The 14188-nt window shown below is 63.9% G+C and carries 10 protein-coding genes and 1 other RNA gene; 6 read left to right on the top strand and 5 right to left on the bottom strand.

Features of this window, described 5'->3' with window-relative positions:
• Window positions 1–11 precede the first annotated feature (11 nt).
• From ACODSD_RS12225 to ACODSD_RS12215, 3 genes are all read left to right on the top strand, one after another.
• The gene (locus tag ACODSD_RS12225) at window positions 12–1328 is read left to right on the top strand and encodes an amidohydrolase family protein (protein WP_253314916.1); all 1317 of its coding nucleotides are present in this window, start codon (window positions 12–14) and stop codon (window positions 1326–1328) included.
• Window positions 1329–1529: 201 nt separating this feature from the next.
• A complete protein-coding gene (locus ACODSD_RS12220) occupies window positions 1530–4628 on the top strand; it encodes a response regulator (RefSeq protein WP_488877479.1) in 3099 nt (1032 codons plus the stop codon).
• Window positions 4625–5725 carry an HD domain-containing phosphohydrolase gene (locus tag ACODSD_RS12215; RefSeq protein WP_486635351.1) on the top strand — a complete coding sequence of 367 codons (1101 nt, stop codon included), beginning with the start codon at window positions 4625–4627 and terminating at the stop codon, window positions 5723–5725. The genes ACODSD_RS12220 and ACODSD_RS12215 overlap by 4 nt, the downstream gene beginning before the upstream one ends.
• Window positions 5726–5882: 157 nt before the next feature.
• On the opposite strand, the gene ACODSD_RS12210 is transcribed toward ACODSD_RS12215, so the two are convergent.
• Window positions 5883–6323, bottom strand: a complete 441-nt coding sequence (locus tag ACODSD_RS12210; protein WP_107799582.1) for a hypothetical protein — start codon at window positions 6321–6323, stop codon at window positions 5883–5885.
• Between the two features lie 472 nt (window positions 6324–6795).
• Between ACODSD_RS12210 and ssrA the strand changes: the two genes are divergently transcribed.
• The 3 genes from ssrA (at window position 6796) to ACODSD_RS12195 (ending at window position 9283) form a co-directional block, all read left to right on the top strand.
• Window positions 6796–7160, top strand: a transfer-messenger RNA (tmRNA) gene (gene ssrA / locus ACODSD_RS12205).
• 147 nt (window positions 7161–7307) lie between these two features.
• A complete protein-coding gene (locus ACODSD_RS12200) occupies window positions 7308–9011 on the top strand; it encodes a sensor domain-containing diguanylate cyclase (RefSeq protein ID WP_488877478.1) in 1704 nt (567 codons plus the stop codon).
• Between the two features lie 26 nt (window positions 9012–9037).
• Complete coding sequence (locus ACODSD_RS12195) at window positions 9038–9283, top strand: hypothetical protein (protein WP_488877477.1); 246 nt, start codon at window positions 9038–9040, stop codon at window positions 9281–9283.
• Between the two features lie 70 nt (window positions 9284–9353).
• Here the strand turns inward: ACODSD_RS12195 and argS are convergent, their stop codons facing one another.
• From argS to ACODSD_RS12175, 4 genes are all read right to left on the bottom strand, one after another.
• Entirely contained in the window at window positions 9354–11072 is a 1719-nt protein-coding gene (argS, locus tag ACODSD_RS12190; protein ID WP_235088265.1) for an arginine--tRNA ligase, read from the bottom strand.
• A gap of 167 nt (window positions 11073–11239) precedes the next feature.
• Window positions 11240–12274, bottom strand: a complete 1035-nt coding sequence (locus tag ACODSD_RS12185) for an MBL fold metallo-hydrolase (protein ID WP_488877476.1) — start codon at window positions 12272–12274, stop codon at window positions 11240–11242.
• Between the two features lie 108 nt (window positions 12275–12382).
• Complete coding sequence (locus ACODSD_RS12180) at window positions 12383–13222, bottom strand: ABC transporter permease subunit (RefSeq protein ID WP_107799587.1); 840 nt, start codon at window positions 13220–13222, stop codon at window positions 12383–12385.
• A complete protein-coding gene (locus tag ACODSD_RS12175; RefSeq protein ID WP_107799588.1) occupies window positions 13219–14127 on the bottom strand; it encodes an ABC transporter permease subunit in 909 nt (302 codons plus the stop codon). Before ACODSD_RS12175 ends, ACODSD_RS12180 begins: the two co-directional genes overlap by 4 nt.
• Window positions 14128–14188: the final 61 nt, after the last annotated feature.

Below are 14188 nucleotides of genomic sequence, written 5' to 3'. Positions count from 1 at the left end.
GGGAGAAGCAAATGAAAAGCTTGGGATGGCTGCTGTGCGCCGCCGTGCTGTTGCCGGCCCACGCCGGGGTGACGGTGACGCCGGGCGACGACGAACACTTGGTGATACGCGGCCGCCTGGTGCTGGCGGAACAAGAGAGCGACGGCCGGCTGGTGCTGGCCGGCGACCGCATCGTCTGCGCCGGCGCGGACTGCGCCGAGCCCCCCGGCGCCACCGTGCTGGACGTGAGCGAGGGCTACGTCTTTCCCGGCTTCATCGACGCCCACAACCACGTGGCCTACAACGCGCTGCCCAAGTGGACGCCGCCCAAGCTCTACCAGAACCGCGGGCAATGGCAGCGCGCCGCCGCCTACAAAACCTTCAAACGCCCCTACGATCAATTGAAGAAAAGCGGCCTGATCTGCGAAATGGTGAAATACGGCGAGGCCAAGGCGCTGATCAGCGGCGTCACCACCATACAGGGCTCGCCCGCCGGCCGCTGCCTGCAAGGGCTGATCCGCAATGCGGAGAACCCCCAGTCCGGCCTGCCGGTCTCTTCCGCCCACGTCCGCACCTTCATCCTGGACGTCGGCGGCGCGCCCAAGATCGACTGGAACGCGACCGACGCCTTCCTGATCCACGTCGCCGAAGGCGTGGACGCCGACGCGCTGGCGGAATTCTCCACGCTCAAGGCCAAGGGCCTGCTCGCCCCCGGCACCGCCGTCATCCACGGCACCGCCTTCGGCGACGAGGAGTTCCGCCAGATGGGCGCGGCGGGCAGCAAGCTGATCTGGTCCCCGCAAAGCAATCTGGCCCTGTACGGCCGCACCACCCGCGTCGACCTCGCCTTGCGCCACGGCGTGCCGGTCTCGCTGGGCGTGGATTGGAACCCCACCGGCAGCGACAATCTGTTCGACGAACTGCGCGTGGCGGAAAGCATCAACCGCCGGCAATTCCAAAGCGCGATCCGGGAACGGGACTGGGTGGCCATGATCACCCGCCACCCGGCGCGGGCGCTGGCCCTGGACGACTACATCGGCGAACTGCGCGCCGGCCTGAAAGCCGACGTCGTCATCCTGTCCAGCCGCGCCGCCGCCCCCGGCCAGGCGCTGCTGGACGCCAGACTGCGCGACGTGGCCGCGGTGCTGGTGGACGGCCGGCTGCTTTACGGCGACAGCGACGCGATGGCGGCGGCCGGCCGCGCCGGTTGCGACGCGCTGACCGTGGACGGCGCGCCCAAACGGCTCTGCATGCAAACCGCCAAAACGCCCAAGGGCGAGCAGCGGCTGGACGACGTCCGCGCCGCGCTGCGCAAGGTCTACGCCGGCGTGGCGCCGCTGGCGCCCTGAGCCCGCCGGTCAAAGTCCGCGCTCCGCGACAGCGCCGATCCGGCGGCGCGCCCCCATGCCCGCCGGTCCCCGCGGCGTCTCCGGCATGCGTGGATACGCAATGGACATTCCACTCCCTGCTTACGAGTGCATATGCTATAAAACAGCAAAATATGATTAATTCATAAACACCAAATCCGTTGATCAATGGAGCTTTGGCGCATGCAGCAAACTCCCGCCTCCGGCAACGACGCCTTCGAGTTTCTGTCCACGCTGCCGCCCAGCCACGCGCAGCGCCGGCTGGCCCTGGCCGCCATCGTGGTATCCATGCTGGTCTTCGTCTGCGCGCTGCCCTTCGCCAAGCTGCCCCTGCCCAAGGTGCCCGCCTTCATTCCCGCCTATCAGGCGGCGATGGCGGTCTGCGATCTGGTCACCGCGGCGCTGTTGTTCGGCCAGTACGCGATCTTGCGCGCTCGCGCCCTGCTGGCCTTGGCGACGGGCTATTTGTTCACCGCGCTGATGGCGATGGCGCATTCGCTGACCTTCCCCGGCGTGTTCGCGCCGGGCGGCCTGCTGGGCGCCGGGCCGCAGACCACGGCCTGGATGTATATGTTCTGGCACGGCGGCTTTCCGCTGATGGTGCTGGCCTACGCGCTGCTCGCCCAGCGCAACGACGGCCCCAAGCGCTTCGCCAGCGCGCTGCCGGCGGTGCTGGGCTGCGTCGCCGGCTCGCTGGCGCTGATGGCGGCGCTGACGGCGCTGGCCACGCTGGGCCACCCCTGGTTTCCCCCCATCATGCAAGGCAGCCGCTACACCCCCATCATGTTCGGCGTGGTGTCCGCGGTTTGGGGCTTCAGCGCGCTGGCGCTGCTGCTCTTGCTGCGGCGCTGGACGCGCACCTTGCTGGATGTCTGGCTGGCGGTGGTGATGACGGCCTGGCTGTGCGACATCGCCCTGTCCGCCATGCTCAACGCCAGCCGCTTCGACCTGGGCTTTTACGCCGGCCGCGGCTACGGCCTCTTGTCCGCCAGCTTCGTGCTGATCATCCTGCTGCTGGAAAACGGCCTGCTTTACGCACGGCTGGCGGACACCGCCGGGCAATTGCGCGTGGCCAAGCAGCAGGCGGAAGACGCCACCCAGGCCAAATCGATGTTCCTGGCCAATATGAGCCATGAAATCCGCACCCCGATGAACGCCATCATCGGCATGTCCTATCTGGCGCTTAAAACCAAGCTGAGCGGGCAACAGCGCGACTACGTCAACAAAATCCACAACGCCGGCACCTCCCTGCTGGGCATCATCAACGACATCCTGGACTTCTCCAAGGTGGAGGCCGGCAAGCTGGAAATGGAGGCCGAACCGTTCTGGCTGGACGATGTGCTGGAGGCGGTGTCCTCGCTGGTGGCGCAAAAGGCGACGGACAAATCGCTGGAATTGCTGTTCGAAGTGGGGTCGGACGTGCCCAAGGGGCTGGTGGGCGACGCCCTGCGGCTCAGCCAGGTGCTGATCAATTTGAGCAATAACGCGATCAAGTTCACGGAAAAGGGCCAAGTGGCCATCATCATCAGCCGGCTGGAACAAGTGGGCGACAAGGTCCAGCTGCGTTTCTGCGTGCACGACACCGGCATCGGCATGAGCGAGGAACAGGCGGCGCGGCTGTTCCAGCCGTTCAGCCAGGCGGACGGCTCCACCACCCGCCGTTTTGGCGGCACCGGCCTGGGCCTGACCATCGCCAAGCGGCTGGTGGAGCTGATGGGCGGCTCCATCCGGGTGGAATCCGCCCCCGGCTGGGGCAGTCTGTTCATGTTCAACGCCTGGCTGGGCGTCTCCTCCGCCGTGGACACCCGCCGCCAGGGCCTGCCCGGAGAGATCAAGGGCCTGCGCGTGCTGGTGGTGGACGACAACGCCTCGGCGCGGGACATCCTGTCCGACCAGCTGCGCTCGCTGGGCTTCTACGCCCACGCCTGCGCCTCCGGGCCGGAGGCGGTGGCGGCGATCGCCCAGGCCAATCTGGACCGGCCTTTCGACGCGGTCTTCGTGGACTGGATGATGCCGGGCATGAACGGGGTGGAAACCATCTCCCAGATTCGCAGCATCAGCCGCAGCATCAAGGTGGTGCTGGCCACCGCCTTCGGCCGCGACGACGTGCGCGCCCAGGGCGAGCTGAGCGGCTGCGACGCGGTCCTGATCAAGCCCGTCAGCCTGTCCTCGCTCTACGACGTGGTGCTGGCGATGTTCGGACCGCAGCGGGATCACGGCCTGGTGGCGCTGACCGAGGAATTGCCGCGGCTGGACGGCGTGCGCCTGCTCTTGGTGGAAGACAATCTGGTGAATCAGCAGATCGCCGTGGAACTGCTGGGCGACGCGGGCGCGCTGGTGACCTTGGCCAATCACGGCGGCGAAGCGCTGGCGCGTCTGGCCGCGATGGGGCCGCAAGGCTTCGACGCGGTATTGATGGATGTGCAGATGCCGGTGCTGGACGGCATCTCGGCCACCCGGCAGATCAAGGCCGATCCCCAGTTCGCCTCCTTGCCGGTGCTGGCGATGACGGCCGACGCGCTGTCTGAGGAACGGGAGGACTGCATGAGCGCCGGCATGGACGACTACATCGCCAAGCCGATAGACCCGCATACGATGTTCCAGACCCTGCTGCGCTGGGTGAAGCCGATCCCCCCGGGCGCGGAGATCCACCGCGCCTCCTCGTCCGCGCTGGCGCTGCCGGACATCCCCGGCCTGGATCAACAGGCCGGCTTGAAACGCGTGGCCGGCAAGCGCGAGCTGTATCTGCACCTGCTGCGCCAATTCATCGCCGAGGAAGCGGACGCCGCCGCGCGGCTGTCCGCGGCGCTGGAAATCGGCGACTACGTCCAGGCCGAACGCACCGTGCACACGCTCAAAGGCGTCAGCGGCAATGTGGGCTGCGTGCAGTTGCAGGAGGCGGCCACCGTGCTGGAGCGGGATTTGCGCGCGCGCGGCGCCATTCATCTGGCGCCGCTGGAACAGGCGCTGGAACAGGTGATGACGGCGCTGCACGCCGGTCTGGAAGCGGAAGACCGCTTATCCGGCGCCGGCGCGCCGACGGCGGACGCGCCGGCCGGCCCGGCGCTGCTGCAACAACTGGCCGCCCTGCTGGCCGCCAGCGACGGCGACGCGCTGGAACTGTTCCTGCAACAGACGCCGGCGCTGCGCGCCCTGTTCGGTCCCGATGAATTCGCCGACTTCGAAAAAGCGCTGAACCACTTCGATTTCGTCAACGCGCTGACTCTGCTGCGCCACGCCGCGGCCGCCCAGCGCATCCCCTTGCCGGAGGACATAAGATGACGGACTCCGCCCCGACGGCCCCGCGTCAGACCGTTCTGATCGTGGACGACACCCCGGAAAACCTCACCTTGCTGTATGGCTTGCTGAAAGACCATTATCGGACCCAAATCGCCAACAGCGGCGAGCGCGCGCTGGAACTGCTGGAAGGCGACGCGCTGCCGGACCTGCTGCTCTTGGATGTGATGATGCCCGGCATCGGCGGCTTCGAGACTTGCCGCCAGGTCAAGGCCAACCCGCGCACCGCGCGCATCCCGGTGATCTTTCTGACCGCGATGGGCGAGAACGAGAACGAACAGGCCGGCTTCGACGCCGGCGCGGTGGATTACATCATCAAGCCCATCTCGCCGCCCATCGTGCTGGCCCGGGTCAAAACCCATCTGAGGCTCAAGGCCGCCGCCGACTTTCTGGAAGACAAGGCCGCCTTCCTGCAAACCGAAGTGGAACGCCGCATCCACGAAGTGCAAGTGGTTCAGGACGTCACCATCCTGGCGCTGGCCTCGCTGGCGGAAACCCGCGACCATGAAACCGGCAACCATCTGCGCCGGACGCAGAACTACGTGCTCGCCCTGTGCACCCAATTGCGCAATCACCCGCGCTTCCAGGCCGTGCTGGAAGAGGAGACCATCCAGGAACTGTTCAAATCCGCGCCCTTGCACGATATCGGCAAGGTGGGCATTCCGGACGACATCCTGCTCAAACCGGGCAAGCTGACGCCGGAAGAGTTCGAAATCATGAAAACCCACACCACGCTGGGACGCGACACCATCGCCGCGGCGGAGCGGCTGCTGGACTCTCCCAGCAGCTTTCTGCGCCACGCCAAGGAGATCGCCTACAGTCATCAGGAGAAATGGGACGGCAGCGGCTACCCCCAGGGCCTGACCGGCGACGACATTCCGGTGTCCGCCCGGCTGATGGCGGTGGCGGACGTCTACGACGCCCTGATATCCCGCCGCGTCTACAAGCCCCCCTTCCCCCATGAGCAGGCGGTCGCCATCATCCGCGAAGGCAGCGGCAAGCATTTCGACCCGGACATCGTCGCCGCCTTCCTGAGCATGACGGAAACCTTCCGCGCCATCGCCCTGCGCTATACCGACTAAGACCCCCCTCCCAACCGAGCGCCGCGCCAAGACCGCGCCGTATTCCGCAACAGCAATAAAAAACAGCCCGCGCCGGATAAACGGCGAAGGCTGTTTTTACATTCCAATCAAAGCGCCATGGCCGCCCTCAGCGCTTTTTCATTTGCGGGGACGCCGTTTAGGAAAGCAGAGATTTAACGGTGCTGCTGGTTTTATGCTCCACCAGCAAGGGCTCCATACTGTCTCTTTTAGTCACGTCCAGATCATGCTTGGAAATGATTTCCTTCAATTGGCAAGCCAATTCCGACATGCTGTACGAGCCCGCTTCAATATCGATCAGCAAACCGTCCACCCGGCTGCGGCTCATGCGGTTGCTTTTCCACTTGCGCTCGAAGCCGCCCGCGGCGGCCAGGCTGGACAAGGCCGCGGCGATCGAGGTCAACACCGTGGAATAACCCTTCAGGTCATGCCCTTGCACCTGCAGCAAGCCGCCCACCACCACGCTGCAGAGAATCGATCCGAAAATGGCCGTATGATGGGCGAAGCTCCAAAGCCGCTGACCTTTGCTAAACCAGTTTCGCCATCTCATGGCTTCCTGCCTGAGCGCCTCTTTATCCATCATATTTCCTCCTCGCTGAGAAGTACGCATTTGCGGCCAGTCATGAAGTCAACATAGTCAATCCAACTGAAGTTGCAAATATTGACGCGTAAAAAGCCCATTAATTTGAAATGGCCCTGGCCGAATTCGACGCTTGAAGGAACAACGCTTAAAAGCTGAAATTTCCCGGAAGACCCGGCACGTCCCAGAAAAGCGGAAAGAGAAAATCCGGGACGCCCCGCTCAAAGGCGCATCGATAAATCTATCAATCTAGACCACGGTCTTGATTCCCGAAAGTCTGATTTCTCCCTTTCCGCGCGGCGACGCTTGCAAGGGAAATCCAGAATCTGTTTCAAGCGGAACCCTATGACAATCGTCGTCTTTCGCCAACGCCGCGCCCTGCTCCGGCCCCCGACGGCGCTTGAATTCGTACGAAAAACGCCGCGGAACTAGCCTTGGCCGCGCATTGTCTATATAATCTGGATTCTTATCTGGGGGCGACCTGGTTTCGACGAGGGTTGCGAAGCAGATGAGGGCATACCGGGATTTCAGTCACCCCGTAAAACACTGAGTTTATTTAGTCGCAAACGACGAAACTTACGCTCTGGCAGCCTAAGGGCTAGCTAGACACTACAACGGTTCGCAGATGGGCCGGGGGCGTCAAAACCCTGTAGTGTCACTTTACATCTGCTAGTGCTATGTCGGGTTACTTGGCATAGTGCGAAACAATAGGTAACTCGCCAAAGTCCAGCCTGTCCGTCGGCGTGGCAGCGGTTAAATCCAAATGACACGACTAAGTATGTAGAACTCACTGTAGAGGACTTTCGGACGCGGGTTCGATTCCCGCCGCCTCCACCACCACACCGCTTCATGACCCGTCATGAAGACTCGGAAACCCCGATAGCTCAAGGCTTTCGGGGTTTTTTGTCGCCTCAGCCTCCGCAAGGCGGCCCCCGCCCCGCCGCCCATCTATAATCCAGTCATCCCCATCTCCGCAAAGCGACCATGCCTCGCCTGTTGCCCAATTTGCCGGACAGTTTCCGGCTACGGCTGACCGCGCTGTTCGGCGGGCTGTTTCTCGCCTCGGCGCTGCTGGCCGCGCTCTTCCTGGATCAAGTGCTGAGCAGCCGCATCGTGCAGAACCAGGGCGTGGCCATGCATGCGCTGGCCGACAACATCGCCAAGGCCATCTCCACCAATCTGCAGGAACGCCATCGCGAAGTCTTGCTGCTGGCGCAGACGCCCGCCTACGTCCGCGCGCCGCTGGACGGCGACGACCTGCGCCAAAGCCTGGAACGCACCAAGCGGGCCTACCGCTACTACGCCTGGATTGGCATCACCGACCCGGACGGCAACATCGTTTCCGCCACCAGCGGCATGCTGCAGGGCCAAAGCGCGGCCAAGCGCCCCTGGTTTATCCACGGCCGCCAGGCTCCCTTTGTCGGCGACGTACACCAGGCCGTGCTCTTGGCCAAGCTCATGCCCTCCGCCGCGAACCATGGAGAGCCGCTGCGCTTCGTCGACTTCGCCTCGCCGATTTACGACCCCGCCGGCAAATTGCGCGGGGTGCTGGCCACGCACGCGCTCTGGGCCTGGGTGGAGGAAACGATACGGGAACGCCTGCCCGCCAAGACATCTCAGCAAGTCTTCATCATCGACAAGCGCGACAATACGCTGTCGCCCTTCGAGGCGATAGGCAAGGAGCGCCCGCCCGCGCCCCTGCCTTCCAGCCGGGATTTTCAGCTCGGCGTCTGGCCCGACGGCAAGAATTACCTGTATAGCGAGGCCTGGGTGCGCGAGGCTGGGCTGGACTGGCGCGTGGTCGTCCGACAGCCGCAAGGGCAGGCCTTGGCGGCCTTGAACCAGTTGCGCGCCAGCCTGATCCTGCTGGGCCTGGTCGCCACCTTGCTGCTGATGGTCGCCGTTTATCGGCTGGCCGCCCTGTTCAGCACACCGCTGGAACAATTGGCCGGCATCGCCCGGCGCATTGGCCAGGGAGACGAACACGCAGATTGGACGCTGCCCAGCGGCGCCCAGGAACTGCGCCAGCTGTCGCAGGCGATGCGAAGCATGGCCACCGCCCTGCTGGCCCGCAAACAGGAGCTGACCGACATCAACGCCAAGCTGGAGCAGCTCGTGGAGGAGCGCACCGAGTCCCTGCGCGAGGTCAACCACGAGCTGGTGCGCACCGCCACGCGATTGGCGCAGCAGGCGCGCAGCGACGCGCTCACCGGACTGAACAACCGCATGGCCTGCAACGAACAGCTCAGGGAAGAGCATCTGCGCTACGGACGCAGCGGCGCGCCCTACTCGGTGTTGTTGCTGGACGTCGACCACTTCAAGCGCGTCAACGATCATTTTGGACACGACGCCGGCGACCGCGTGCTATGCCACATCGCCCGACTCCTGCAAGCCACCGCCCGCCTCACGGACTTCACCGCCCGCTACGGCGGCGAAGAGTTCCTGCTGCTGCTGCCCGACACCGACGACAAAGGCGCCGCGGTGCTGGCCGAAAAAATCCGCGCCGCCGTCGAACACTCGCCGGCGCCGGACGCCGGCAAGGTCACCCTCAGCATCGGCCTGGCCATGGCCCGGCCCGCCGACGCCCAGCCTGAAACGGTGGTCAAACGCGCCGATCAGGCCCTGTACCGCGCCAAGGCCAACGGCCGCAACCAGGTTGCGCTGGACACCACGGACGGATCGCATTAAAAGTGAGCCATCGGCCCGGCCGAATCATGACAAAGAGATTCCGCCCGGCGCTGACCGCGCCCGCCACCCCCAACGCCAAGGATGTGAAGATGAAAGAGCAAATGCCGCCGCCCAAATATCAGATCAAACCTGAAACCTCAACCCCGCCCCTGCCGGCGGGCCTGTCCAAGGTGCTGGATATGCTCAGCGACGCGACGCGCGCCAAAGAGGCTGAGCCGGCGGCGGACGCAAACGCGGAAGCCGGCACCGACAAACCGCCCCCGGCGCGCTGAACGCCCGACGCGCATGAAAAATGCCGCCGGCGCAAAGCGCGGGCGGCATGCTTGAAGCGGGAAGACCGGTTTACATCGAGGCCAACACCTTGATGCCCAACAGATCCAGACCGGTTTTCAGCGTCTTGCCGGTCAAAGCGGCCAGCTGCAGACGGCTGGCGCGGACTTCACCCTCGCTCTTGAGAATGGGGCAAGCCTCGTAGAAGCGCGAGAACAGCGTGGCGATGTTGTACAGATACTGGGACAGGTAGTGCGGATAGCAACCGTCCACCACCGCCTGCAAAGTGTCTTCGAACTGAGCCAGCGCGGCGGCCAAATGCTTCTCCGCCGGCTCGGTGATGACGATGGCGGCGTTGGCGTCGTAGCCGTCGGCCTTGCGGAACACGCTCTGCACGCGAGTGTAGGCGTATTGCAGATAGGGCGCGGTATTGCCCTCGAAGGCCAGCATGGTGTCCCAGTTGAAGATGTAGTCGCTCATGCGGTTCTTGGACAGATCGGCGTACTTGACCGCGCCGATGCCCACGGCGGCGGCGATGTCGCGGCGCTCCGCTTCCGACAGATCCGGGTTCTTCTCCGTCACCAGCGCGAAGGCGCGCTCTTCCGCTTCCTGCAACAGCTCGATCAGCTTGACGGTGCCGCCGGAACGGGTCTTGAACGGCTTGCCGTCGTCGCCCATCATCACGCCGAAGCCGACATGCTCCAGCTTCATGCTCTCCGGCGCGAAGCCGGCCTTGCGGCAGATGGAGAACATCTGGGCGAAATGCTGGCTCTGGCGCGCGTCCACCACGTAGATGACGCGGTCCAGGTTCAGGGTCTTATGGCGATAACGCACCGCGCCCAGATCGGTGGTGGTGTACAGATAGCCGCCGTCCTTTTTCTGGATGATCACGCCCATGGGCTTGTCTTCCTGGGTGCGGAACTCTTCCAGGAACACCACTTGGGCGCCGTCGTCCTCGCTCAGCAGGCTGGCCGCGCGCAATTCGTCGACGATGACCGGCAGGTCGTCGTTGTACGAGGACTCGCCGCGCACGTGCTCGCGCTTGAGGCCGACGTTGAGCTTCTGGTACACCGCCTCGCAATGCTTCAGCGACACGTCGACGAACTGCTCCCACAGCTTCAGCACGTCCTGGTCGCCGCCTTGCAGCTTGACCACGTAGTCGCGGGCGCGGTTGGCGAAGTCTTCGCTTTCGTCGAAACGCACTTTAGCGTTGCGGTAGAAGGTTTCCAGGTCGGACAGCTGCAATTCGGCGTCACCGGCGTGGCTGGTTTCCACCAGGTAGGCGGTCAGCATGCCGAACTGGGTGCCCCAGTCGCCCACGTGGTTGGCGCGCACCACGTCGTGGCCGACAAACTCCATCACCCGGGCCAGCGCGTCGCCGATGATGCTGGAACGCAGATGGCCAACGTGCATTTCCTTGGCCAGGTTGGGCGAGGAGTACTCCACCATCACGCGCTGCGGCGCAACGCGGCTGATGCCAAGCTTGTCGTCTTTCAGGGCGGCTTCGCTTCGTCGGGCAAGATATTCAGGGGCTAGATGAATATTGATGAAACCCGGGCCGGCGATTTCCACCTTGTCGGCGATGCCGGCAAGATCCAGCGCGGCGACCACTTTCTGGGCCAGTTCGCGCGGGTTGGTTTTCAGCAGTTTGGCGGCGCTCATGACGCCGTTGGCCTGATAGTCGCCGAATTCCGGCTTGGACGCCGGCTGCACCACGGCGGGCGCGTCCGGCGCGCCGGCTGCCGCCAGAGCGGCCTGCACCCGTTGATTGATGAGTTGAAGAATAGTCATTAGAGCCCCAAGAATTGCCGCGAAAACGAAAATTAGTCTTCGCTTCTGAAAAAAACTACTTGTTGATTGTATTCCCGCTTGCCATCAGGGGCAATGCTTGCAACCAAGCCGCGTCGGTAAAATAAGCCTCAAGCGGCGGCGTTTGGGATTTCCTGCCAAGATAGGGCTTAAAACCAGCGGGTTTCGCCCATGGCCGGCAGTTGGAACCTCGATGCGGGGATATTCCATTGCGCTAGCGCTGCGGCGAGATCGTCCTGTGGTTGGTCCAGCGGCTCGTCGGTCAGAATGAAGCTGCCCCAATGCACCGCCCAGGCGGCGCGCGCGCCGGTGTCCAGCAGAATGCGCACCGCCTCTTCCGGATTCACATGCTGAGGATGGAGAAACCAGCGCGGCTCGTAAGCGCCTATCGGCAGCAAGGCAAGATCCGCGGCGCCGATGCGCTCGCCGATCAGCCGGAACAAGGACTCCTGATAACCGGTGTCGCCCGGATACCAGAACTGAAGCCCGTCGCCGCGCACGGCAAAGCCGCCCCACAGCGCGCGGTTTTCATCGCCCATCATCCAGCGCTTGCTCCAATGATGAGCCGGCGTCAGTTCCGCCTCCACGCCGCCCAGACGGCAACGCTGCCACCAGTCCAACTCCTGAATCCGCGACGCCGGCACACCGGCGCGCCGCAGGGTCGCGCCCACGCCCAGCGGCGCGGCGAACTGCGGGCAGCCGGCCGGCTGGCGCGCCAGACTGCGCACGGTGTTGAAATCGAGATGATCGTAATGGTTGTGGGTGATCAGCACCAGATCGATGGCCGGCAGCTCCCGCAAAGCCATCGGCGGCGGCGACTGCCGCGCCGGCCCCGCCCACTGAAGCGGAGAAGCGCGTTGCGACCAGATCGGGTCGATCAGAATGTTCTTGCCGCACAGCTGGATGAAGCTGGTGGCGTGGGCGACCCAGGTCAGCGACGGCCGGTCCCGGTTGGCGTTCAGCGCGGCCAGCTCCGGCGCCTGGCGCGGGATGCGCTCCAGCCTGTGCTTCACCGCCGGCATGCGGCTGCGCTGCCACTCCCAGCGCAGCACGTCGGCCAGGCTTGGTTGCCGAAACGGAAACAGATTGCGGTAGCCGTCCGCCTGATGATGCGGCTGCCGCGGGTCCGGCCGGTAGACGGGCAACGGCCAGCGGTCTTGCAGCCAGGACTTCAATCGCGACATGACGTCACCATACCGAAAGAATTCCGGCATTGTCGCCGATGAAAGAGGAAAACAAAAGACGGCCGGCGCCGCCGTCTCGCCGACGGCGCCGGCCCGCCTCCCCCGCGGTCAGCCTTGGGCGAAGGCCAGCTTCATTTCGCGCTCGCGCTTGCGTTCCGCCGCGCGCATATAGAAGTTGGCGGCGATGACGCCGACGGAGACGAAGAGAATGAACAAGGTGGCCAGCGCGTTCATTTCCGGGTTCAAGCCCAGCCTCACCCGCGAGAAGATCACCATGGGCAAGGTGGTGGAGCCGGGGCCGGACAGGAAGGCGGTCAGCACCAGATCGTCCAGCGACAGCGTGAACGACAGCAGCCAGCCGGAAATCAGCGCCTGGGAGATCAGCGGCAGCGTGATCACGAAGAACACCTTCAAAGGCCGCGCCCCCAGGTCCATCGCCGCCTCTTCCAGCGACAGATTAAGCTCCCTCACCCGCGACTGCACCACGATGGCGACATAGGACACGCACAACATCACATGACCGATCCAGATGGTGAACACCCCTCGGCCCTCCGGCCAGCCAAAAGCCTGCTCCATGGCGACGAAGAGCAGCAACAACGAGATGCCCTGGATCACTTCCGGAATCACCAGCGGCGCGTTGACCATGCCGGCGAACAAGGGAAACATGCGGAAGCGGCCAAAACGCGCCAGCACGAAACCGGCCCAGGTGCCGATCACCACCGAGGCGGTGGCGGTCATCAGGGCGATCTTGACGCTGAGCCAGGCCGCGTTGATCAACTCCTCGTCCTCCAGCAGCGCGGCGTACCACTTGGTGGAGAACCCGGACCACACCGTCACCAGCTTGGATTCGTTGAAAGAGAACAGAATCAGCAGCGCGATGGGCAGATAGAGAAAGGCGTAGCCCAGGCCCAGCACCAGGAAGGACAGCGGCTTGTTCGGCTTGATCATTTCGCGGCCTCCATATTCTTGACCTGGTAGTGCTGGAACAGCGCCATCGGCACCAGCAACAGCAGCACCATCGCGCAAGTCACCGTCGCCGCCATCGGCCAGTCCATATTGTTGAAGAACTCATCCCACATCACGCGGCCTATCATCAGCGTGTCGGAACCGCCCAGCAGCTCCGGAATCACGTACTCGCCCACCGCCGGAATGAACACCAGCAGGCTGCCGGCGATGATGCCGTTCTTGGACAGCGGCAAGGTCACCTGGACAAAGGCCTTCCACGGCTTGGCGCCCAGATCGTAGGCCGCCTCCAGCAAGCGCAGGTCCATTTTCACCAGATGGGCGTACAAGGGCATGATCATGAACGGCAGGTAGGAGAACACCATGCCGATATACACCGCCCAATTGGTGTGATACAGCCGCAGCGGCGTGTCGATCACCCCCAGCCACAACAGGAACTGATTAAGAAAGCCGTCGTTCTTCAAAATGCCGATCCAGGCGTAAACCCGGATCAGGTAAGAGGTCCAGAACGGCAGAATCACCAGCATCATCAGGGTGTCGCGCGCGCGGTCTGAAGCCCGGGCGATGTAATAAGCCATCGGATAGCCGATCAACAGACAGAGCAGCGTGGAGACGAAGGCCATCTTCACCGAACTGATATAGGTGGCGAAGTACAAGTCGTCGCTCAACATGAACTTGTAGTGGCTGATGTTCAGCGCGATGGAGAAGACGTCGTCTTCCAGCTTGGTGAGCGGGGTGTAGGGCGGGATGCCCAGTTGCTGCTGCGAGAAACTGATGCCCACCACCAGCAGGAAGGGCAGCAGGAAAAACACGAACAGGAAGATGAACGGGATGCCGATGACGGTGGTCCGTCCGCTGGGCAACCATTGTTTTAATTTTAAACTTTTCATGTCAGCACCACGTGGCCGGCGCGTTCCGGCTTGGCTTGCATTGCTTGTTTTGCCGGCGGCC

Source organism: Chromobacterium sp. FG22, assembly GCF_057809415.1.
This window is presented reverse-complemented; position numbering and strand designations above follow the sequence as displayed.